Below are 21,568 nucleotides of genomic sequence, written 5' to 3' on the forward strand. Positions count from 1 at the left end.
ACCCTAAGCCAAGAAGCTCATTACAGAGAAGCTGGGGGCTTTTTGGAATCGTATTGCTACCAACTCCCCAGCTTCTCTATTAAAATAAGCAGGCTTATTCGTAAACCTTAACTTCCGGAATGGGCACCACAAATTTGCCCCCCAGCTGCGAACCTCCGCCATTTGCTCCATGATTTCCTCCCGCAGATTCCAGGGCAAAATCAAGACATAATCGGGCTTGGTTTGCTTGATATGATTGGGGTGGAGAATAGGAATACGCGTGCCGGGTAGGAAGTTACCCTGTTTGTGGGGGCTCAAATCGACGGTATATTCCATGAAATCGGTGCGGACACCGCAGTAGTTGAGCAAGGTGTTGCCTTTGCCGGGCGCACCGTAGCCAACTACCTTCTTGCCTTCGCGAGCCGCCTCAATCAGAAAATCCAGCAGCTTGCGCTTGGTTTCCTTGGTCTTTTCCTCAAAGGCCGCATACAACGCCAAATCAAGGATACCAGCTTCTACTTCGCGCTCCCGCAACTCGGCCACGCGCGCCGTTACTGGCTGCGCTTCGTGGGCGGTGTGGCGGGCAAAGATGCGTAGCGACCCGCCATGAGTTGGCACCTCTTCCACGTCAAATAGCGTGAGGCCATGATGGGCAAAAATGCGCTCTACAGTATTGAACGACAGATAAGAGAAGTGCTCGTGATAAATCGTATCAAACTGATTTCCCTCGATCAGGCGCAGCAGGTGCGGAAACTCCATGGTAATAACGCCTTCGGGCTTGAGTAGCACCTGCATGCCGCCCACGAAATCGTTGATATCGGGTACGTGAGCCAGCACGTTGTTGCCCAGCAGCAAATCAGCCTGACCTACCGTTGTTGCTACGTGCTGAGCGGTGTCGCGTCCGAAAAAGCGCACCATCGTGTTGATGCCCTTTGCTTGCGCATATTCTGCCACGTTGGCGGCTGGCTCTACTCCCAGCACCGGGATGCCTTTTTCCACGAAGTACTGAAGCAGGTACCCATCATTGCTGGCAATTTCTACTACCAGGCTGCTGGAATTAAGGCTAAACCGCTCCGCAGCCATATCGGTGTAGCGCTGGGCATGGCGCAGCCACGATACCGAATAGGAAGAGAAGTAAGCATAATCGTTGAAAACCTCCGTGGGGCTGACAAACTCATCAAGCTGAACCAAGAAGCACTCGTTGCACACACGTGCATGCAGAGGGTAAAATGGCTCGGCCATATTAAACTCCGATGGCCGCACGTGGTTCTGACACAGGGGCGACGTGCCCAGATTGACGAACGTATAGGTAAGCGGCGTACCACAAAAACGACACGGACTAGCAGGCGGCGGCGCAAATTTAGTGTACGCTTCTTCAACTGCGCTGGCAGAAGTAGACAAGACAGAAGCAGTGGAGGATGGAGTAGATATTCCCATGATGTGGGGTAAAAAATCGTTTAGGACCTAAAAAAGTAAATCAGCGACACAGATTCAATTTCAATTATGGATTGCTGGCCGCTTTACAGCAATGGGTAAAGGATGTGGGCAAAACCGCGCCGTTTTACATTCTGACTGCTAGTTGAATATCCGGATGGTTACGATCTTTTTCAGATAGCAGCACAGGTTCAAAAGGCCATTCGATCCCAATGTTCGGATCGTTCCAGCGCAAAGCCCGCTCAGCTCCGGGCGTGTATTTGGCCGAAATCTGATACGATACGTCGGTATTGTCTTGCAGGGTGATGAAGCCGTGCGCAAAGTACTCAGGTACGAACAACATGCGATAGTTATCGGCGGTTAGCTCCACTCCTATCCACTGCCCATACGTAGGCGACTGCTCACGCATATCCACAATCACGTCGTAAATGCCCCCCGTGTGCAGCGCACGAGCTTGCTCTCGCCGTGGGGGGCAATTTGATAGTGCATGCCCCGCAAGGTGCCGCGCTTGGGGTTAGAGGATATACTAGCTTGCCGTGGCGGCTGATGAATGCCATGCGCGGCAAACTCATCTTCACACCACGCACGCGCAAAAAAACCTCGCTCGTCCGATAAGCGCTCCATATCGATAATAAAAGCGCCGGCTAGCTTAGTTTCAGTAAAGATCATCTTCTAATCGAATAAAAGTCCCTCCGCACGACTCGCGTTTTAGAAGGCATTGGTAATAGAAAGCTTAAGCGCTTACAGACTCGGTAGCTACTACTGCTGTATCAGCCCACTCCAAATCGGCGCTCAACTGTCCGCTTTCACGCAGAGCAGCAAGTACTTGCAAGCGCATGAGCTGTGACGAGCGGAAGCTGGTATCGTGAAAGCCCATGCTCATCAACCCATCCCGTAGCTCGGTTATAGTATCAGGCAAAGTACGTTGGGGCTGGTGCTGGGGGGCTAATTTTCGGAATAAGCTGAAGTCGACACGATACGAACGCTTATCAGGGGGCGCCGCCGCATTCAGGCTGACACTCGTACCGGGAATGGCAGTTGCTACCGCCTCCGCCAGCTCACGTACTTGATAGTTCCACTGGTCAGATCCTGCGTTTACGGCCAGAAAATCGCCACCGTTATCAGCCTCCCGACTGATGGCCCACTCAATAGCCCGCGCCATATCCTGTACGTGGATAAGCGGACGCCACGGCGTACCATCACTAAGAATGTTAATCTCTCCCGCGGCTACTGCGCCGGCCACAAAGTCATTGACTACCAAGTCTAGCCGCAGCCGGTCGCTCCACCCGCAGGCAGTAGCAAAGCGCAGACAAGTAACGCAAAAATTCGCATCAGCTAAGGGTGCTAAATCCTGCTCGCTTAACACTTTAGAGCGTGCATAAGCTGTTAGTGGATTCAGTGTAGAAGTCTCTGTTTTAGCGCCTTCACCTCCAGCGCCATACATACTACAGCTGCTGGCAAACACAAACGAACGCACACCTGCTTTCTTAGCCCGTTGTGCTAGCCCAATACCCGCCTGATAATTTACAGCCAAGGTTACATCCTCGTAGGCCGAACCCATCGGATCGTTGGAAATAGCGGCCAGATGCACGATGGCATCAACACCCTGAAGTAACTCCGTGGGCAAGTTGCGCACGTCACCGAAATACTGGCGGTCGAGGCGCGACTCAGGCAAGCGGCTTGCGCCGGTAAGACAATGGGCAAAGAAACCCATATCAAACCCAATCAGCTCAGCCGCAGGAAACTCCTGACGCAGGTGGCGTACGACGCCGGGCCCCACGTAGCCCATATTTCCGGTAATGAGAATGCGTTGCGGTTTCATATATCAACTTGGGAACGGGGCACTATTCTGTAGAGAAGTCAGCTAGGGGTAAAGTGGCTCCTGCACGTGGTACTCAATAATTTATTTAATCAGCAAGGGAGGCTGAGTTGCATACAGCTCATGGCCTTGGCTGTTTGAAGGCTGATCACTCCATACTTTCCATTTCGCTTTACCAGCGGCCCACATTTCCTCCAGCAGGTTACGGTCGCGCAAGGTATCCATGGGTTGCCAGAAGCCCGTATGACGATAAGCTACCAGCTGATTATCAGCCGCCAACTGCTCCAGGGGCCTTTTTCCCACACCGTTGCATCGGTTTCGATATAATCCAGTACTTGCGGCTCCAAGACGAAGAATCCTCCGTTGATCCACGGTGACTCGCCCCCCTCAGGCTTCTCAGTGAAGTTTGAAATCAGACTGCTGTCCTCCGTAAGGTTGAAGACACCAAAACGGCCGGGCGGACGCACTGCCGTAAGTGTAGCCAAGGCACCCTGCTGCTGATGATAAGCAATAGATTCGCGAACATTTACGTCACTCACACCATCACCGTAAGTAAGGCAAAAAGTATTGCCGTCCAGATAGTCGCGGACTCTGCGCAAACGCCCCCCAGTCATGGTTTCCTCCCCAGTATCAACCAAAGTAACGGTCCAGGGCTCGGCACGGTTGCGGTGTACTGTCATCTCGTTGCGGTCCAAACGAAATGTTACGTCGGCGTTATGCAGGAAATAGTCAGCGAAGTATTGCTTGATCAGATGGCCTTTATAGCCACAGCACACCACGAAATCAGTAATGCCATGGTGGGCATAGATTTTCATTATATGCCACAGAATTGGCTTACCGCCCACTTCCACCATCGGCTTGGGTCGGACGCCACTTTCCTCGCTAATACGAGTCCCATAACCACCTGCGAGTATAACTGCTTGCATGAGAAATAAAGTAAGAAGGAAGATAAAGCGTGAAATCAGCAAATATTACTCCATCACACATCAACTGTGCTAATTAACTAATCTTCTTCCTATATAATTATATTAATAGACGCATTATTTGTATTTTATTTCGGCTGTTGAACTAAAACACGTAAGTGTCAGACTTCCTCACTCAATCATGATACTGTCTTGATAGCAGCATCATTTCGAAACACAGTTCGCTGTGCCATCAGGTACAGAAAATGCGAATTGGTAATTAGGTAGCGTCTCCATAGTCTTTTTGGCTCCAGCCACAGTCGATACGCCCACTCCAGCCAGAGCTTGCGCGCCCACACGGGCAAGCGCTGCTCCAGGCCCGCATACACCGGGAAGGCCTGACCAACTCCCAGCATACAAGCACGAATCTGCCCTTGGTGTGCGGCCATCCAGCGCTCTTGTCGCGGGCAGCCCAAAGCCACGAAAACCAAGTCAGGATCTACGGCATTGATGGCGGCTACTTCGGCAGCATCTTCCTCAGGAGTCAGCGGACGAAAGGGCGGCGAATGGGTGCCGGCAATGCGCAGTGTAGGTAGCTCGCGCCGGGCACGGGCTACCATGGCTGCTAACACCTCCTCAGTTGTACCATAAAAATAAACGGACTGATTCCGCTGGGCGGCCTCAGCAAGTAAAGCAGGCAGCAAATCCATTCCAGCTACGCGTTCTTGCTGTTGCCCATGAAACCAGCCCACGGCCGCAGCCACAGGGCTACCGTCGGGTGATACGATGGCTGCACCATCCAATATTTTACGGAACCCAGGATCGTTATGGGCTTCCACTAACATATGCACGTTGGCAAAGCACACATAAGCAGACGTACGCGCAGCACCGAGCCGCAATATTGTATCTATAAAGTCAGTCCGGTTGCCCGTCGTAATACGAGTGTCCAAGACCTGTTGGCGTGGTAGAGCGGGAAGTGGCAATGGGTAATTTGTGATTAGTTAAGAACGACGTCCGGCGGGAACGAAGATCAAAGGTTAAAAGGAAAGGCCCCTAGCACGGTTGCCGACGATAGTCGTACGAACTGTGGCAGGGGCCTTTACGCAAAGTGCTGTTAGTTGGATACATGGGCAGAATTTGCCCCCCAGCGATGGTCTAGTAGGCGTTTTTCTCGCCGCGAACCATATTCCAAACCGTCTGGAAGATGATCTTCATGTCCAAACCGAATGACCAGTTCTGCACATATTTCAGATCATACTCTACACGCTTCTCCATGGTGCCGGCTTCGCGAGTTTCGCCGCGGTAGCCATTTACCTGGGCATAGCCCGTAATACCAGGAGTTACAGCATGACGCATCTGGTAAGTACGGATGTGCTTGGAGTACTCTTCCAGTTGGGAGAGCATGTTAGGGCGAGGACCTACCACTGACATTTGTCCCATCAATACGTTGAAGAACTGAGGCAACTCATCAAGGTTGTACTTGCGCAGGTATTTGCCAATGCGAGTGATACGCATGTCGTTTTTTGTAGCCTGCAACTCCGTTTGACCGTGGTTAGCCTGCATTGTGCGCAGCTTGTAGCAAGGAAACAGCTGGTTACGCTTACCGGGCCGCAGCTGCTTGAAGAAGATTGGGCCTGGAGAATCAAGTTTGATCAACAATCCCAGAATTCCCATCACTACCGGGAACACAGTAACGATAACCGTCAAGGAGAAGAAGATATCAAAAAGGCGCTTCATCGCCTGATTGGTACGCATTCCCAAGGGCTCATTCCGGATAGTAAGAATGGGCATGTGATCGTAGAAGTACACATTCACATCCTGGCGAACTGTGCCACTGAAATCGGGGACAATGCGGAAGGATAGGAAATGGTCATCGGCGAAGCGCGACAGGTCTTCGATAAGTTCGCGCTGATCGAGGGGCATTGCGAAGTAGATTTCATCTACCTGTGTTTTAGAGCAAAACTCCTTCAGGTCCGCAATAGAGCCTTTTACGAGAGACTGTAGATTGTCAGCAACCTTCTCATCCGTAAAGAAACCCAGGAACTTGTTGCTAGGATCGTGAGACTCAAGAAAGCGTTGTAATTCCTGACCACTGCTGCCGGTACCTACAATAATAAAGTGGGTATGTGCCCGAGCAATATGCGTGCAGTACATACGGTAGCCGAAGGCCAGCAGGAAACGACCAAGAGCTACACCTACTACTGATAAGCTGTACACTAACACCAGGTAGCGCACCATCAACCATTCCGTGTCGAACAGCATCGCCCCAGCCAGTACAAGGCTTGCATGAATCAGGAATGTACGAAACAGGTAGAGAAGCTTCTCAGGATAGGTAATCAGCCGATCTATCCGATAGATGTTAGCATACTCCTTTGACAGAATCCACCACAGCAGCCCAAAAATAGCAAAGAAGAAAGGGTAATAGCTGGTGAATTCCCAGCTGTCAAACAAGAAGAAGCCAGTAAGACGGAAAGCACCAAAGATGATGAGCACGTCCACCACGGGCAAGATGATGCGCGAAGCATCAGTGTAGTGTTTGTAGCGTTCCATGAGTTAGTACAAGTAGGCAGTAGGCAATGAGGAAGTGGTGTTTGGTTGTCTTGTACGCATACAAAGTAAAATCATTCTGTAGTTAAAACAATATTTTTTATAACTTTTTGTTGTAAAAAGATAATATTTTGTTAATACAACAATAATATTCCGTTACGCAACTTTACTAAATCCAGTAAAAAGCACATGTTACTATATTATTTAGTGATTTTATGTCCTTTTACTCACAACTACCTATAAGGTTTCATACTATTTCTGTCAAAATTGATACCACCAAGGCTATTGAGCCCTAATCTTGATGCTAAAGGAGGTGATATAGTTTACGCTTTAGAGGCCTGCACAAGCTCAACAGGAGGCATTTTCAGCCGCAAACATCTCATTTATAGACACTAGTAATATATTAAATATACGATACTGTGTATCAGGGACCTAGCGAAATATTCGGCTGATAAAAATTTTAAGAACCTGGAAATAGTGTAGAAAAAGCTTAAAATATTTTCCTTTATGCCATCCGAACCCTGTAATGTTCAGCGTAAGCTGAGGTGGCATAAGCGAAAACTTGCTTCGACCACCTTTGTATTCTTCATAATCGACTTCGTTAAGCTTATACCTGCAAGCCTTCATCAGACCCGCTCGGCGTGTATTACTTCCGAACTTCCTGTCAGCAAACTCACTTTTCAAGCAGTTCCGGGCGATAGCGTGCGCTTTTAATTCACCAGTTGTTATGGCAGCATCTTTAAACCAGGCACAAACAGATAAGGAAAAACAACGCGCGGCGGCACAGGCGTTGCGCTGGGTAAGCGATGGTATGCTGGTAGGATTAGGCAGTGGTAGCACAGCGGCTTATTTCATTCAACTGCTCGGCGACGCCCTTCGGGCTGGCCAGCTTCGCGTTCAGGCTACGGCTACCTCGCTGGCCAGTGAAGCCTTGGCTCGGAGCGTGGGCATTGCATTAGTAGAGCCCCGGCGCGGCTTGCGCTTCGACCTGACAGTGGATGGAGCCGACGAAATTGCCCCCCAGCTTGCTCTTGTCAAAGGCGGCGGTGGTGCTTTGCTGCGCGAGAAGGTGCTAGCAACCGCATCCGATTATCTGTTGATTATTACCGACTCCTCGAAACTGGTGCCACAGTTGGGCCGGTTTCCGCTGCCGCTCGAAGTTGTGCCGTTTGCTCTGCCGTGGGTGCTGGATGCCGTAGCGCAACTCGGCGGTGCTCCAACAGTGCGCATCGACCAGAAAAACGCCCCCCAGCCCGCTCTTTCCGACCAAGGCAACTTGCTGGTGGATTGTCATTTCAACTCTATACCCGATCCGGCCGGGTTGGCGGTTCAGCTTCAGGCCATTCCGGGTATCGTAGAGCACGGCTTATTTCTGGGTTTGGCGCGCGCTGCTATCGTCGCACAAGGTGAAGAATTGCTTGTGCTACGGCCGGATGTTGAGCCGACGGACGCAGCCGACTTTACGAAACTGCCATAACCTACACAGGCTTTACTTCCGCTCATCAGGAAGCTGCGCCGCTGCAGCACCATCTAAAAACCAATGCAATTCGCCAGAAACAGGGGTAATAAGCTGAGCCGGAAACTCCTCCACATGGCGTTCGGCAGTCAAGACGCGTTGCACGGCGGCGGCTTTATCGGCGCCATACACCAGGAAGGCAATTGCCTGAGCCTGATTGATTAATGGCGCAGTAAGCGTAATGCGGTAGGCTTGCTTTTCCTCCACAAAAACTTCCTTCGCCCCTGCTGCGGCTTCATGCAGTACCGGAGTATGCGGAAATAAGGAAGCCGTATGCGAATTATCGCCTAGGCCCAGCAGAACTAAGTCGAAACGCGCTTCCTTTTGGCCGAAATAGTGCTCGATTGTTTGGGTGTATTGCTGGGCCGCTTCAGCGGGATCAAGCGCGGTATCAACGGCAAAAACCTGAGAGGGCGCTATCTGCAAGGGCTCAAACAGAGCTTTCTTGGCGAGCAGGCAATTACTTTCCGGATCGGTGTGGGGCACGTAGCGTTCATCGCCGAAGAAGAAATGGACCTTTTCCCAAGCCACCCGAGTACGGTACGACGGCGAAGCTAAAAGCTCGTAGAACTTCTTGGGAGAATTGCCCCCGACAGCGCCACCGAGAATCGTCCGTGCTCGGCTACAGCCTGATTGGCCAGTTCAACAAAATAGTCAGCCAGGCTGGTCAGAACCTCGGCGGGCGTGGGGTAAATATGCAGCTGGGGGGCTTTATTCATGGCCATTGAGCGGGAGCGTAAACCAGTGAAATCCGTCGCGGGCGATGAGCGCCTCCGCTATTTCTGGTCCCCACGAGTCGGCCGAATAGTTGGGGAAGCTCTGGCTGGCCCTACCCTGCCACGAGTTCAGGATGGGCATGAGCAAATCCCAGGCGGCTTCTACCTGGTCGCCGCGCATAAATAAGGTTTGGTCGCCCAGCATGGTATCCAGCAACAGCGTTTCGTAGGCCTCCGGGGCCTGGCTAGTGTAGGTGCCTTTGTAGTCGAACACCATATCCACGGTGTTGAGCATCATGTCGAGGCCGGGGCGCTTGGCCTGCACCTGCAAGCGAATGCTCATTTCGGGCTGAATACTGATAACCAACCGATTCTGCTGCCAGCTTTCCGCGGTTTCGGGCGGAAACACAAAGTGCGGCACGTCTCTGAACTGAATGGTGATGCTGGACGCTGAGCGGTGCATGCGCTTGCCGGTGCGCACGTAAAAAGGCACATCCTGCCAACGCCAATTGTCTACGAAGAACTTTACGGCGGCGAAGGTTTCGGTATTGGACTTTGGGTTGGCCCCGGGCTCCTCCCGATAGCCCGGCACTTGCTCACCCTGCATCCAGCCCGCCGCATACTGCCCGCGCACCGCCGACTCGCGAATGTCTTCGGGTGTAAACCGGCGCATGGCCCGCAGCACGTCTACTTTGCGGTTGCGCACTTCATCGGCGGTAAAGTTGACGGGCGGCTCCATAGCCACCAGGCAAAGCAGTTGCAGCAAGTGGTTCTGAATCATGTCGCGCATGGCGCCCGCGCCGTCGTAGTAGCCGCTGCGCTCCCCTACGCCAAGCTGCTCGGTCACAGAAATTTGCACGTGCTCGATGTAGTTGCGGTTCCAGAGCGGTTCGAACAGGGCATTGGCAAAGCGGAAAGCCATGATGTTCTGCACGGTTTCCTTGCCCAGATAATGGTCGATACGATAGATCTGCCGCTCGTCAAAAATATCGGACAGCAGCCTGTTCAACTCCCGCGACGACTCCAAATCGTGGCCAAAGGGCTTTTCAATAACAATGCGCGTGCAGGTAGTATCGGAGGCGAGCTTGCTCTTGGCCAAGTTGGAGGCAATGGTTGGGAAGAACTCCGGAGCCACGGCCAAATAGTAAATCACGTTGGGCTGCACGCTCCACTCCTTCTTGTACTCGTCAATGCGCTGGCCAAATTTCTTATAGGTGGCCGCATCCTTCACGTCAGCCGCCTGATAAACGATGTGCTGGGCAAAGTCTTTCCACTTATCTTTTTCAGCTTTGCCGCTGCGCGAAAATTCGTTGATGCCGTCCAGCAGCTTCGCCCGAAACTCGTCGTCCGATAAGGGCGTGCGGCCACTGCCGATAATGGCAAAGTGTTCGGGCAGCCAGCCATCCAGATACAGATGATACAACGCCGGCGTCAGCTTGCGGGCATTCAAATCGCCGGTGCCGCCAAAGATGACGAAGATGGTGGGCTGAGTTTCTTTGGTGGAGCTCATGCGTAGGGTATAGCGAATGGGTTGAAGGATGGCCGCGGCCTACTTATTAGGAATGACTGGCTCTTCCGTTCTCTTTTCCGGGTCTTCCTGCACCGACTGTTTGTTGGCTGCGTCCTCGTGCACAGGCGTCCACTGGGTATGAAAGACGCCTTCGTGCCCAATCAGCTCGTAGGTGTGGGCGCCGAAATAGTCGCGCTGGGCCTGAATCAGGTTGGAAGGCAGGCGGGCGCTGCGGAAAGATTCAAAATAGCTCAGCGAAGCAGCATAGGCCGGCAGAGAAATGCCCCCCGCCACGGCCGCCGCCACTATTTGGCGGGTGCCGGGCACTGCTTCGTTTACGACAGCAGCTACCTGGGCATCCAGCAGCAGGTGCTCCAGCCCTGGGTTTTGCTGATACGCGTTGAATATATCATTCAGAAAACTGGAGCGAATGATGCAGCCGCCACGCCATATTTTGGCAATGTCGGCGAGCTGCAAATTATATTCATAGGCCGCCGAAGCTTTGGCCAGCAAATGCATGCCCTGCGCATACGTGACGACCATGCTGAAGTAGAACGCCTGCTCCAGGTTGCTCAAAAAAGCTCCCCGCTCCATGGCGGCCGAGGTGGCGGGCGCCGGATTGCTGTACAAGGTGGCCAGTTGCTCGCGCAAGCCTTTGTACTTGGATAAGTTGCGCATAGCCACGGCAGTGTCGATGGTCGGGACGGGTACTTCTAACTCCATGGCTACCTGCGAGGTCCACATGCCGGTGCCTTTGGAGCGGGCTTCGTCCTTGATATCGTCGAGCAGCAAGTGGTCGGTGTGGGGTGCGCGGAAAGCGAAGATGTCTTTGGTAATATCCAGTAGAAAAGACTGCAACCGGCCCGCATTCCACTGTGCAAACACCTCCCCGATGGCGGCATTGTCGAGGCCGGCGCCGCGCTTCATCACCTCATACGTTTCGGCGATAAGCTGCATCAAGCCGTACTCGATGCCATTGTGCACCATCTTCACGAAGTGACCAGCCGCACCCGGCCCGATGTAGGTTACGCAGGGCTCATCATTCACGCGGGCCGCAATGGCTTCAAACATGGGCTGCATTACCTGATAGGCCAGCTTATCACCGCCGGGCATCATGCTGGGGCCAAAGCGGGCGCCTTCTTCCCCACCCGAAATACCCATGCCGAAGAAGTGAAAGCCGGCCTCCCGGAGGACTGCCGCGCGGCGCGTCGTATCCGAGAAATGGGAGTTGCCGCCATCAATAACAATGTCACCGGGCGCCAGCAGGGGCCGCAACTCTTCGATAACGCTGTCCACAATTTTGCCGGCTGGCACCAGTAGCATAATGGAGCGGGGCGTCTGAATGCTGTCAATAAACTGCGTCAGATCGGTGAAGCCCTGCACTGGTTTGCCGGCGCCTTCTTCGGCCAGCAACGTTATTTTGCCGGGGTCTTTGTCGTAGCCTGCCACGCCAACGTTGTGGTCAGCGAGATTCAGGAGCAGGTTGCGGCCCATGGTACCCAGGCCAATCATTCCAAACGAATACTTAGTCGGCGTTGCGCTCATCATCTGTGCTTTTGGTGTTTAGGCTTGTCCTGCAGGCAGGCAAGTGTAAGCTAAGGAAATATTACGCTTGGTAGAAGGCTATAATGGCGCTTAAGTTGAAAACGCAGTTCCTCGGAATGCAAACGGTACGCAGCGTCGAGCAGTTGTAACACAACCATTATTTACCCGATTATTCATAACCTAATACGCTCTCATGATAGTAAGCGCCAAAAACGCAGACAGCAGAGCAGGCATCCACCACATAGCAGCGGCCGGACTGAGTAATACTTATGGAAACCCTCTTCTATGCGGGTCAATGTTGCCAGGCCACGTGGAATTTGACCCCTAGCCTCCGACGCGAAGATTTAGGATCGGTTTTCCAGCACCTGCGCACGAATGGCTTGCAGTTTCGGGCCATCCAAAGGTTTGGGAATTACGCTAGTAACTAAGCTGTATTCTTCAGCCTTCAGCTTATCTGATGGGGCCAAAGACGACGTAAGGATGTAGATGGAGCACCGCCCGGCCAGTTGAGACTCAAATGGCTTGATAGCATCCAGAAAGTCCCAGCCGCTCATGATTGGCATATTCAGATCCAGCAGAATGACGTCCGGCACCTGGTCTGGCAGTGTATTCTGAAGATAGTAGACGGCTTCCTGAGGCAGCTGAAATGAGGTGATACTATCGGTTATGTTTTCTCGCTGCAACAACTTGGTGGTGAGGAATATACTGATATAATCATCGTCGATCAGAACTATGTGCATGGCTCGTTTAAGGCAAGTATAAAAAGAACTGCGTACCCACTTCCACCTCGCTTTTGACCGCGATAGTGCCCCCCATCGATTCAATGTGCGCCTTTACCAGATACAAGCCCATACCGCGGCCCGAAGGCGAAGTATGAAAACGCTTGTATAGCTTAAACACCTCAGCACCCGCTTTCTCCTGATCGAAGCCCGAACCGTTGTCGGCGAAGGTGAGTTGGGCGCCACCTTCGGGATGTGGGCTGCCAGTAATGGTAATCAAAAGGGCGCGCTGCTGAGAGCGGTATTTGATGGAATTGGAAAGCAGATTCAGGAAAATGCTGTAGATATAGGCTCGGTTGCCGTGAGCGTGCAGGGCCTCGGGGAAATCACGAACAATTTGCCCCCCAGCCTTTTGCAGCGGCTCGTTCATCTCCTTCAGCACCAGGTCCAACACATCGGTAAGCCGGACGGGCGCGGGCAGATCGGCCACGTCCTGCTTGTCGCGCACTGTGAGAATGGTATTCATGTCCTGCAGCACTACATCGAGCTGCACGAGGCTGGTTTGCAGATGATTGAGCAACGTAGCCTGATCCGGATCGGGGGTCGTTAGGAGTTGCGACAAGCCCATGGCATTGGCCAAAGGCCCCCGCAGGTTATGCGACACGATGTAGGTAAACTGCTGCAGATCCTGATTTTGCCGGTGCAGATCCTGGGCTAACTTTTCCTGGCTGGCTTGGGCCTCATGGCGCAGCGTCACATCAGAAAAATACACGGACAGTCCTTCTTCCGAAGGAAAGGCTTTGACTTCCAGCCAGAGTCGCAGGGTAGCGTAGTATGCCTCAAAATGCACGGCCCGCCCCATAGAAAAGGCCTGATGATACTGATGATAAAACTCGCCGCCAACCTCGTCCGGGAATAGGGTCCAAAGGTTTCGTCCTAGCACATGCTGGCGGTCTACTTGCAGCAGGCGCTCTACCTCGCTGTTCAGAAAAGTCAGCCGCCACTCCCGGTCAAGCAGAAATACAGCGTCCGTAACACTCTCGAAAATAGTGTTGAGCTTTTTGGCTTGTTGCTCAATAAGCTGGTGAGAAGCAGTTAGATCTGTGATATCGCGGGCAACCATGTGCACGCCGCTCACTACCCCATCGACCAACAGCGGCACCTTTGAAATATTCAACACTTTCGGCTCCGCGCCGATAAACTGCACCGCTACGTCGAATTGAACTCGCGTACCCTGAAAAGCTTGCAGCAACTTTTCCCGAAACACTGCTATAAGCTCGGGCGGCAGGAAATCTGAAATATCGCGACCTAAGACATCTGCTCTTGAAAGGTGCAAAAGCTGCAGAAAAGGCTCGTTTACGTCCAGAATAACCCCATTGCGGTCCTGGAAAAGAATAATGTCTAGATTGTTCTCAAACAGCGACCGAAACCGCTGCTCGCTATTTACAAACTGAGCACTCTCACTCATAGGGGTTTTACTGGATGACATGGGATCCGCAATGCCAGAGCAAAGCCATTTGAATTCACTATCAGGGCTTTCTAGCGCACTACCAACAACAACTTCAAAGTACGGGCAAGGCAGACGGAAGTTCTACCGTGGAGTTCTGCCGGCGAGTTAGAGGCCAAAAGAATGGATCAGCGCCATGCCTCCTGTGGGGTTGTGCCTATGGTTGACTGAAAAACCACGCTGGGGGGCAAAACCCTTGTTTATTCGACCGTCTCAGACAAGTCGAGCCAGTTTGGTTGTATTCACTTTAATTTCCAGTTAGATTTCCGGCCCTTAGCTTTACCCACCCATTATTGCCTTTACACCCAAAAGGCACTGTTTTTTGCCAAGCTTCTCATGCCTCTAACTATTCACTCGCTTTATTACGAAAACGCAGTTGGTCGCCTCTTCGAGCACGCAGATGCGTACGCGGTGGTGCAGTACAAGCCGGGTAATCGCCAGTTCAGCGACTTCAAAACGTTTCTCATCCACGTTGGAAACCTACTAACTCGTCGGGGCTGGACTCATATACTGACCGATCAGCGGGCCATGTCGCCCTTTACCGATGAGGAGCGGGCGTTGATAAACCAGGAATGGATTCATAACGAGGAACGGAAAACCATTGCGGCAGTTCTGCTGCCCGATGATGTATTTGCCCGCTTATCTTCCACGCAGATTCTGCACGACGCCCGGGAAGGCAGCCTGTTTTACCATGTATTTCAGGACGAGGTGGCTGCCGCCACCTGGTTGCGCCAGACTCGCGGATAGAGTACAGACTTAACAAATAGTGGCAATTGCGGCCTCTTCGTGGTTAATTAAGCTTGCTCAGTCCGCTCTTTCCCACCTTATGCCATGCGCAAATCCCTCTCATTTGTACTAGTATCCGCAGCTATAGTCGGGTTAAACAGCTGTGATCCTGCCCAACCCGTGTCCTCTATTCCATCTCGGCAACCTGCTAGTACCGCGGCAGCAGCTTCCACCGAAGCGCAGGCCCGCGCGGCCGTTGTCCGCTTTGTAATGCAGCAGCCCAATGCCGCCCTCTACCAATTGGATTCGGCCCGTGTACTTGAAGTAGATGACCACTGGCAAATCCTGGTGCCCCGCACCGACTGGGCCGGCCGCATGCCCAACAAGGCCGCCTTCGACGTGGACAAGCAAACCGGCGCTGTCAGCCCATTAGCCGTGAAATAGAAAGGCACGACGCCCAACGGTTCAACCCTTGACACTAGTCCTCGCCAAGCTTCCTAGCGCTGGCCACATGTATCTCAACATCGCTTGTAGAGCAGATTGGAACGTAACAAACAGCGGCGCACGATTCTTAACCACAGCCTCGCTTAAAAGCTTCAGGCCGAAGGCTATTGGGGTTGACAGCCTTCGCTCGTCCAAGAGCTAACGACTTTTCATGCATTCGTTGAAACGGCTAATATCGTCGTGGCTATCAGATTCCAGTCCCTGTAGTGCGTGCATCAGCTGAGCCGGGACCGCAAGAGCGAGATGATCAGTGTGCCGATAGTACCGGAAGGCACGTCTCCCCATAATGAAATCAGAATATAAAAGCGAAGTGTTTCCCTACAAGACATATAGGGTGTCCTGCACGCTCCCAATGCAAGGTGCTGAGAAAAGAAATTTTTGAATTTTTATAATAAATCACCCAATTCCTTCATCTGCAAACAAGATACAGGAAGGCACTACAGGCTTTCTGGCTTAATTATTGGCTAATATTCTGTAAAAGTTATATTATAATAATTCTTATAAAATATTATTTATCTCCGCTGAGCTAACGTTCCCATATGCCTGCTTCATACCTCCGAAAAAACATTCTATTAGCCGCCAGTCCGTTGTTGTTGCTCCTTTTAGGGGTAAATCTGCCGCCTATCAACTTACCCTATACAATTGATACGACCAGTTTGGTGATGCCGGTAAGTGAATGGACTCTAAGCCGGGCCCAGAACGGAAACTTAATTTCCACCTTAAAGGATAACCGAACGGGGAAACTAAGCGCTTTTTCGGTTTCCGTCTTTCAACGGGGAGACCAGGCCAACTTTCAACTTAATCCCCAGATTTATCACCTTCCGCGCCTCAGTCAGGGGGATACGGTGGCCAATATGTACTCCAATCAGGATCAGGAACGCCTGGTACAATTACAGGGCGAACTAGCCGTTCAGCAAGCTGAACTGCAGCTGGTTAACTCCGGACAGAAGTCGGCAGATGTGGAGGGCGTCGCCCAGCAGCTCGCTCTGGGCCAGCAGGAACTCGCGACCCAGCGCCAACTGACGGCCCGGGCACACGCCCTGCACCAAGACTCATTACTGTCCCGTCAGGAATACGAATTGGCCGTGAACATGCTGCGCGTGCGCGAATTGAATGTAAGCATGATCGAAGCGGGCTTGAAGTCAGCGAAGACCGGCGGGAAGCCCGAACAGATTCACGTCATCAGAACCCGAATCACGTCGCTCCAGCAACAGATTCAGCATATCCAACAGAGCTTGAAAGAGCTGACCGTGGTTTCACCCGTTTCGGGCACGGTGCTGCTGCGTAAAGCCTCCATAAATCCGACGGAAGAAGTACTGGTGTCAGTAGCGGATAATTCGGCCTTCGTTGTGCTGCTGCCCGTGAACTACATAGAAAGGAACTACGTGAACGTCGGGCAGCCGCTGGAGGTCGCGGTTACGGGCACTACCCACACTGCCTTGGGCCACATCATCGGCATTGATAACACGGTGCAGATCGTGGATGGCCGGCAGGCATTCTTCGTTACGGCCGTGATTGACAACCAGCAGACGCCCCTCGTGCCGGGTATGGTGGTGCGAACCACGATCTCGTGCGCGCCCCTTTCCATCGCTGGCCATGTAGCCCGCACCATGGAATCGCTGGTCCGCTACTAAGCTTCGATTGCCCGTTCTAGCAGGCCTTCCACCCACCTTACTGTTACGCTCCGAAATAAGCCTTTCTGCTTATGCACCAAGACGTTCAAGCAATTTTTGACTTTTCGATTACGGTTCGGGAGGTCCTGGGCAATACGCTCTGGGCGACGCTGTGCGGGCTGCTTATTTCCCTTTTCTACGTGCAGGCCTTTCGGCAGGTAAGTTACTCAGTAGGCCTCATCAAGTCCATTGTGATGCTGACCATGATCACCGCCTTTGTGATGATGGTGGTCGGGGACAACTTAGCGCAGGCTTTTAGTATGGTGGGTATCCTCTCCATTATCCGATTCCGAACCGCGATGAAGGGGGCACAAGACTTTATGTTTCTCTTTTTTGCGCTTGCCATTGGCCTAGCCTGTGGGGAAGGGTTGTATTCTGTCGCCCTGATCGGTTGTCTGCTGATTGGCGTGGTTACCATGGCCATGACATACGGACTGGCCCACTCACTACAGGAGGATTTGATTCTGACTATTCTACGCAGGGCAGCCGGCAGCATGGAGCGTGACTATGCTCCTATCCTGGCTGCGCATTGCAGGCGCCACAAGGTGTTGAGCATGCAGACGTCCCAGACCAAACAAGGCCCGGTAACTCAATTAGTTTACGCCGCAAGCTTGAAAAAAGGGAGTAGCCGGGAGGGCATAGTGGAGGCCTTGCAGGAATTAGAAGGGGTAAAGCAGGTTACGCTGGCTGCCGAAGAATAGTAAGAATTTGCCCCCCAGCTTTCGCTGATTACGTCCTTCTCAGCCTCTCCCTTCTTCTATGCCACTGACAAACTCGATACCTACACTTAAGCTCTCTTTCCTCCCCAAATGGGTGTGGGCGTGCCTTTTTGGCTGTTTGTACAGCTTGGGGGCCCAGGGCCAACAACGCTGGACCTTAGCCGACTGCTTGGCATTTGCGCAAACGCATAATCTGCAGGTCCAGCAAGCTGGCCTGCTGCAGGATAAGAGCGTCGTGCAGCAGCAGGCCGCCAAAAACGCGGCTTTGCCCACGCTGCATGCCCGGGTGCGCACGGCCGGCAACTGGGGCTTTTTGATCGATCCGTCTACAAATGAGCTATCGGACGAGTTTAATTTCGGGAACCAGGCCGCGCTCAACTTCAACCTGAATGTGGTAAATGGGCACGCCACAGCGTATCAAGGGAGGCTGCGCCGGGACCAGGTGGCGGCCGCCACCTATGATTACCAAGCCAGCAGTAACGCACTGACCGTTCAGATCCTGAATGCCTATTTACAGGTACTACTGGGGCAGGAACAGCTCCGCAACGCCCAGCAGCGGGAGGAATACGCTCAGGAGCAGGAGCGAAAAGTACAAGCCCAAGTCAACAAAGGAGTGCTTAGCAAGCGGGATTTGCTCCACCTGCAAGCCCAGGTTTCGGCGGAGTCGCTACTACGGGTGAGGGCCGAGAACAGCGTGGAGAAAGCCCTTTTTGCGTTAGCTCAGGTGGTGGGACTTCCATTCAATGAAAGCATGGCGGTGCAGCCCGTGGAAATTCCAACCACGTGGCAGACGACCAGCCTAGCGACACCAGAAGCCTTGGTAATATCGGCCACCAGCCTCCCTGATGTAAAAGCGGCCCAGGCCAAAGTGGAGGCTGCCCAAGCAGCCGCGCAGCTGGGACGGGCACTCTACAAGCCCTCTTTGGCGCTGACAGCCCAGTTGGCCACGCGTACCTCGAATTACAAACCCGGTGGGTTCGACACACAAGTGCTGGACAACCTCAATCGCCGCGTAGGGCTAGCCCTCAACGTGCCGGTATTCAACCGATTCCAGTTGCGGACTACGGATCAACTGGCTAAGCTGGAGGTTGAATCTGCGAAGCTGGCCTATCAGCAAGTGGAGCGAGACCTGAAAGGAAAAATTATGGGAGTCTGGCTTGAGTATAGAGCGGCCGCCAAGACGTACCAGGCACTCGCGCAGCAGTATGCCCTGATCAGCGAAGAGCACCGTTACGGGGCCAAACTCCTGGAACTGGGGGGCATCAGCGCGGTGGAGTACAGCCTCACACGCAGCCGGTTGGCAACGGCCCAATCTGAGCTGGTACTGGCCAAGTACGACTGCTTTTTCAAGCAGACCCTGGTGGGCTTTTACCAAGGAAACGGCCTGCCAGTGGGCCTCTAGCGACGGGTACCAGAAAATGAAGCCGTCAGCCCCCTCTATTACTAATTTCCTTTCCTTATCCTTTTAACCTGGTTATGAAAAAAAATTTATTGTACGGGGTGTTGTTGCTGAGTTTGGTTTCGTGTGCGGGGGACGCAGAAGATCCGAAGCCTGTCACGACGGCCGCTTTTACTAGCAGTCGTAGCGTCGTAGAAGTCAATGAGCCCGTTGCGTTCACGGATGCTTCCCAGCATGCGGAACGCTACTTGTGGGATTTTGGAAACGGTCAAACCTCCACCCTGGCGGCGCCTTCCATTACGTATGCGGCGACGGGCACTTATACCGTGTCACTTACGACATATACGGCCGACAACCAGCCTACCTCGACTACCCAGTCCATCAAAGTTGGCAAGCGGTATCTGCGGGAGATACAGATTAAGGCGCTCGACTTCCTTGCCCCCGACGGCACGAGCTGGGATGCAGGGGGAACAGGGCCGGACGTATTCCTGCAGTTGAGGCCCACCTCGGCAACCGAAGCCCCCTACGCGAAAACGAGTGTCTTCAACAATGTGAAGCCGGCAGACTTGCCGCTTGCCTTTGCGGCCAGCGCGGAATTGACGCCGGGTGAGTGGACTGTTGTCGTGCGGGATGAAGATTCCGCCTCGGATGATAAAATGCGGGAGTGGTCATTGCCAGTGGCCGGGCCAACCCCTAATCGGGATGCCCAGGGTAATGGGTACTACACACTTCAGGGCCCGTCAGATAATCCGTCGGCCTGGTCAGTGATCCTTCGCTACGAAACCCGCTAATCCCGGACGAACTAAGATTAACAAGTAAACCCGCACCAAGTCCCGCGCAATGCGAGGCTTGGTGCGGGTTTATTTTACGATTCTTTAATCCGGCTTCAGGGGTTTCACTACCGGACCTTCCTGAACAGCTTGTGAAGCTTTAAGCGGCACTCCATTGAGGGTAACATTCTGAAATTTCACATCTGAATACTTGTTCGGAAAGGCAGCCGTTTCAGCCGTTGCGTCCACGTTTTTGAAGGTGATGTTCGACACTTTATCACCCGGGTTGCCATTCAGCACCGCAAACTGCTTGGTTTTCACCTTAACATTGGAGATAGTGATGTTGCGGATGATGCCAAAGGGCTTTTCGGTGCTGCCCGCCATATTGAAAAACTGCGTCCAGGGCGAGAGCGTGACGATGGTGCCGCAGCGGCCGGTCACGTTGTCGATGGTAATATTTTCGTACACCTGATAGGTATCGGGGCGCATTTTGAAAAGCAAGAGCGGCCGGTCGTTGTCTACTTTGCAGTTGCGCACGGTGATGCGGTTGGCGTGAATGCATTCACTACCCATAGTGACGGCCGCGTGTACTTCCCCAAAGGTGACGTTCTCGATCAGCACATCTTCAATGGGGCCATTTTCGGGGAGCTTATGAGCATTAGGGCCTTTGCCGCCCTTCATGACGATGCCATCATCATTAACCGAGATATAGCAGTTGCGGATGGTTACTTTCTTGCACACGTCGATGTCCACGCCATCGGTGCTGGGGCCTTCACCGGCCGGAACGGCGAGCGAATGTCGCAGCCCTCGATCAGCACGTTGTTGCACTGGTAGAGGTGGGTGGTCCAGAAGCCGGCATTGCGCATCTTCACGTCTTTGATGGTCACGTTATCAGAGCCCCAGATAAAGAGCAGGCGGGGCCGGTGCACTTCCAGGTTGGTAGACGACTTGCCAAGTTGCCGCATGGAGTCCCGGTGCGCCCAGAACGCTTTCCAGAACCGCAGTCCGTTGCCGTCGATGGTGCCCGGGCCCGTTATCCGGAAGCCGTTGACCTTGTAGGCATTGACGAGCGCCGCGTAATAATCCTGGCTTTGGCCCTCCATGCGCGAAGGAATCAGGGGGTAATGGGCAATGTCATCGGAGCCCTTGAGCTTGGCACCGGCCAGCAACCGTAGATGGGTACGGGGCTTGAAAAACAGCGCCCCGCTCAAAAACACCCCCCGGGGAATCACCACCGTACCGCCGCCATCGGCATTAGCTTTATCGATGGCGCGCTGAATGGCTTCGGTATTGAGTTGGGTGCTATCAGCGCCCGCCCCAAATTCAGTGATGACGTAGTCTTTGGGTTGGGCTCCTTTGCTGGTAGGAGTATCAGCCTGAAAAGGCAGCCAGAAAGCGGTTAGCACAAGAGGGAACAGAGCTAGAAGAACTTTCATAGGACGAAAAAAGGAGGTATGAGGCAAAGAAGCGGGTTCCCCGTGGGAGTACCGTTCTGTAGTTACCTGCTAACGGTATTTAAACCGGCGGAGCCCCTGCCCCTGGCATAGTTCTATGGCCCTACTCTCACCCTACCCGGGAATTTT

The 21,568-nt window shown here is 53.1% G+C and carries 21 protein-coding genes and 1 pseudogene; 7 read left to right on the forward strand and 15 right to left on the reverse strand.

All coding sequences use genetic code 11. From position 1 onward, the window contains the following. Positions 1-3 precede the first annotated feature (3 nt). The 7 genes and pseudogenes from H9L05_RS00630 to H9L05_RS00655 all read right to left on the reverse strand — a co-directional run bounded on the left by H9L05_RS00630 (position 4) and on the right by H9L05_RS00655 (position 6,684). The gene (locus tag H9L05_RS00630) at positions 4-1,380 is read right to left on the reverse strand and encodes a class I SAM-dependent methyltransferase (RefSeq protein ID WP_223284643.1); all 1,377 of its coding nucleotides are present in this window, start codon (positions 1,378-1,380) and stop codon (positions 4-6) included. A gap of 160 nt (positions 1,381-1,540) precedes the next feature. Beyond that, positions 1,541-2,082, reverse strand: a pseudogene (gene rfbC / locus H9L05_RS26615) (dTDP-4-dehydrorhamnose 3,5-epimerase). A 64-nt stretch (positions 2,083-2,146) separates the two neighbouring features. Then, entirely contained in the window at positions 2,147-3,235 is a 1,089-nt protein-coding gene (locus H9L05_RS00640; RefSeq protein ID WP_187732608.1) for an NAD-dependent epimerase/dehydratase family protein, read from the reverse strand. An 81-nt stretch (positions 3,236-3,316) separates the two neighbouring features. Next, positions 3,317-3,535 carry a hypothetical protein gene (locus tag H9L05_RS25615; RefSeq protein ID WP_317175207.1) on the reverse strand — a complete coding sequence of 73 codons (219 nt, stop codon included), beginning with the start codon at positions 3,533-3,535 and terminating at the stop codon, positions 3,317-3,319. After that, on the reverse strand, positions 3,487-4,158 hold the full coding sequence (gene rfbF / locus H9L05_RS00645) for a glucose-1-phosphate cytidylyltransferase (RefSeq protein WP_317175053.1): 672 nt from the start codon (positions 4,156-4,158) through the stop codon (positions 3,487-3,489). Before rfbF ends, H9L05_RS25615 begins: the two co-directional genes overlap by 49 nt. Before the next feature lie 176 nt (positions 4,159-4,334). Further along, positions 4,335-5,084 (reverse strand): WecB/TagA/CpsF family glycosyltransferase, encoded by a 750-nt coding sequence (locus tag H9L05_RS00650; RefSeq protein WP_223284644.1) that lies wholly within the window; start codon positions 5,082-5,084, stop codon positions 4,335-4,337. Between the two features lie 205 nt (positions 5,085-5,289). After that, the gene (locus H9L05_RS00655; RefSeq protein WP_187732610.1) at positions 5,290-6,684 is read right to left on the reverse strand and encodes an exopolysaccharide biosynthesis polyprenyl glycosylphosphotransferase; all 1,395 of its coding nucleotides are present in this window, start codon (positions 6,682-6,684) and stop codon (positions 5,290-5,292) included. Positions 6,685-7,408: 724 nt separating this feature from the next. Between H9L05_RS00655 and rpiA the strand changes: the two genes are divergently transcribed. Then, complete coding sequence (gene rpiA / locus H9L05_RS00660) at positions 7,409-8,158, forward strand: ribose-5-phosphate isomerase RpiA (protein ID WP_187732611.1); 750 nt, start codon at positions 7,409-7,411, stop codon at positions 8,156-8,158. A 12-nt stretch (positions 8,159-8,170) separates the two neighbouring features. Here the strand turns inward: rpiA and pgl are convergent, their stop codons facing one another. The 6 genes from pgl to H9L05_RS00685 all read right to left on the reverse strand — a co-directional run bounded on the left by pgl (position 8,171) and on the right by H9L05_RS00685 (position 14,155). Beyond that, on the reverse strand, positions 8,171-8,806 hold the full coding sequence (pgl, locus tag H9L05_RS00665; protein WP_223284877.1) for a 6-phosphogluconolactonase: 636 nt from the start codon (positions 8,804-8,806) through the stop codon (positions 8,171-8,173). Then, on the reverse strand, positions 8,752-8,916 hold the full coding sequence (locus H9L05_RS22840; protein WP_223284645.1) for a 6-phosphogluconolactonase: 165 nt from the start codon (positions 8,914-8,916) through the stop codon (positions 8,752-8,754). The genes pgl and H9L05_RS22840 overlap by 55 nt, the downstream gene beginning before the upstream one ends. Beyond that, entirely contained in the window at positions 8,909-10,423 is a 1,515-nt protein-coding gene (gene zwf / locus H9L05_RS00670) for a glucose-6-phosphate dehydrogenase (protein WP_187732612.1), read from the reverse strand. Before zwf ends, H9L05_RS22840 begins: the two co-directional genes overlap by 8 nt. A gap of 39 nt (positions 10,424-10,462) precedes the next feature. Beyond that, the gene (gene gndA / locus H9L05_RS00675) at positions 10,463-11,971 is read right to left on the reverse strand and encodes an NADP-dependent phosphogluconate dehydrogenase (RefSeq protein ID WP_187732613.1); all 1,509 of its coding nucleotides are present in this window, start codon (positions 11,969-11,971) and stop codon (positions 10,463-10,465) included. 341 nt (positions 11,972-12,312) lie between these two features. After that, positions 12,313-12,708: a response regulator gene (locus H9L05_RS00680; RefSeq protein ID WP_187732614.1), complete on the reverse strand. Its 396-nt coding sequence runs from the start codon at positions 12,706-12,708 to the stop codon at positions 12,313-12,315. 7 nt (positions 12,709-12,715) lie between these two features. Continuing rightward, positions 12,716-14,155 carry a sensor histidine kinase gene (locus H9L05_RS00685; protein ID WP_187732615.1) on the reverse strand — a complete coding sequence of 480 codons (1,440 nt, stop codon included), beginning with the start codon at positions 14,153-14,155 and terminating at the stop codon, positions 12,716-12,718. Between the two features lie 375 nt (positions 14,156-14,530). Here H9L05_RS00685 and H9L05_RS00690 point away from each other — a divergent pair, with 375 nt between their 5' ends. From H9L05_RS00690 to H9L05_RS24575, 6 genes are all read left to right on the forward strand, one after another. Next, a complete protein-coding gene (locus H9L05_RS00690) occupies positions 14,531-14,941 on the forward strand; it encodes a hypothetical protein (RefSeq protein ID WP_187732616.1) in 411 nt (136 codons plus the stop codon). A gap of 159 nt (positions 14,942-15,100) precedes the next feature. Beyond that, complete coding sequence (locus H9L05_RS00695) at positions 15,101-15,364, forward strand: hypothetical protein (RefSeq protein ID WP_187732617.1); 264 nt, start codon at positions 15,101-15,103, stop codon at positions 15,362-15,364. A 914-nt stretch (positions 15,365-16,278) separates the two neighbouring features. Beyond that, positions 16,279-17,058 (forward strand): HlyD family secretion protein, encoded by a 780-nt coding sequence (locus H9L05_RS00700; RefSeq protein ID WP_187732618.1) that lies wholly within the window; start codon positions 16,279-16,281, stop codon positions 17,056-17,058. Positions 17,059-17,129: 71 nt separating this feature from the next. After that, the gene (locus tag H9L05_RS00705; protein WP_187732619.1) at positions 17,130-17,798 is read left to right on the forward strand and encodes a DUF4956 domain-containing protein; all 669 of its coding nucleotides are present in this window, start codon (positions 17,130-17,132) and stop codon (positions 17,796-17,798) included. Positions 17,799-17,856: 58 nt separating this feature from the next. Then, entirely contained in the window at positions 17,857-19,218 is a 1,362-nt protein-coding gene (locus H9L05_RS00710) for a TolC family protein (protein ID WP_187732620.1), read from the forward strand. 74 nt (positions 19,219-19,292) lie between these two features. Then, on the forward strand, positions 19,293-20,006 hold the full coding sequence (locus H9L05_RS24575; protein WP_187732621.1) for a PKD domain-containing protein: 714 nt from the start codon (positions 19,293-19,295) through the stop codon (positions 20,004-20,006). 84 nt (positions 20,007-20,090) lie between these two features. On the opposite strand, the gene H9L05_RS24580 is transcribed toward H9L05_RS24575, so the two are convergent. Beyond that, a complete protein-coding gene (locus H9L05_RS24580) occupies positions 20,091-20,738 on the reverse strand; it encodes a glycosyl hydrolase family 28 protein (protein WP_187732622.1) in 648 nt (215 codons plus the stop codon). Continuing rightward, positions 20,711-21,421, reverse strand: a complete 711-nt coding sequence (locus H9L05_RS24585; RefSeq protein ID WP_187732623.1) for a glycoside hydrolase family 28 protein — start codon at positions 21,419-21,421, stop codon at positions 20,711-20,713. Before H9L05_RS24585 ends, H9L05_RS24580 begins: the two co-directional genes overlap by 28 nt. Positions 21,422-21,568 lie beyond the last annotated feature (147 nt).

The sequence above is a fragment of the Hymenobacter qilianensis genome (assembly GCF_014489555.1).
Lineage (GTDB): Bacteria > Bacteroidota > Bacteroidia > Cytophagales > Hymenobacteraceae > Hymenobacter > Hymenobacter qilianensis.

Excerpts from the sequence above, each read along its gene's own strand:
- H9L05_RS00680 (WP_187732614.1), bottom strand. The coding sequence starts at position 12,708 with ATGCACATAGTTCTGATCGACGATGATTATATCAGTATATTCCTCACC.
- rfbF (WP_317175053.1), bottom strand. The coding sequence starts at position 4,158 with ATGCAAGCAGTTATACTCGCAGGTGGTTATGGGACTCGTATTAGCGAG.
- H9L05_RS00655 (WP_187732610.1), bottom strand. The coding sequence starts at position 6,684 with ATGGAACGCTACAAACACTACACTGATGCTTCGCGCATCATCTTGCCC.
- H9L05_RS00685 (WP_187732615.1), bottom strand. The coding sequence starts at position 14,155 with ATGAGTGAGAGTGCTCAGTTTGTAAATAGCGAGCAGCGGTTTCGGTCG.
- H9L05_RS00640 (WP_187732608.1), bottom strand. The coding sequence starts at position 3,235 with ATGAAACCGCAACGCATTCTCATTACCGGAAATATGGGCTACGTGGGG.
- H9L05_RS24585 (WP_187732623.1), bottom strand. The coding sequence starts at position 21,421 with ATGAAAGTTCTTCTAGCTCTGTTCCCTCTTGTGCTAACCGCTTTCTGG.
- H9L05_RS00700 (WP_187732618.1), top strand. The coding sequence starts at position 16,279 with ATGTACTCCAATCAGGATCAGGAACGCCTGGTACAATTACAGGGCGAA.
- H9L05_RS00690 (WP_187732616.1), top strand. The coding sequence starts at position 14,531 with ATGCCTCTAACTATTCACTCGCTTTATTACGAAAACGCAGTTGGTCGC.
- H9L05_RS22840 (WP_223284645.1), bottom strand. The coding sequence starts at position 8,916 with ATGAATAAAGCCCCCCAGCTGCATATTTACCCCACGCCCGCCGAGGTT.
- H9L05_RS00705 (WP_187732619.1), top strand. The coding sequence starts at position 17,130 with ATGCACCAAGACGTTCAAGCAATTTTTGACTTTTCGATTACGGTTCGG.
- gndA (WP_187732613.1), bottom strand. The coding sequence starts at position 11,971 with ATGATGAGCGCAACGCCGACTAAGTATTCGTTTGGAATGATTGGCCTG.
- zwf (WP_187732612.1), bottom strand. The coding sequence starts at position 10,423 with ATGAGCTCCACCAAAGAAACTCAGCCCACCATCTTCGTCATCTTTGGC.
- H9L05_RS24575 (WP_187732621.1), top strand. The coding sequence starts at position 19,293 with ATGAAAAAAAATTTATTGTACGGGGTGTTGTTGCTGAGTTTGGTTTCG.
- rpiA (WP_187732611.1), top strand. The coding sequence starts at position 7,409 with ATGGCAGCATCTTTAAACCAGGCACAAACAGATAAGGAAAAACAACGC.
- H9L05_RS00710 (WP_187732620.1), top strand. The coding sequence starts at position 17,857 with ATGCCACTGACAAACTCGATACCTACACTTAAGCTCTCTTTCCTCCCC.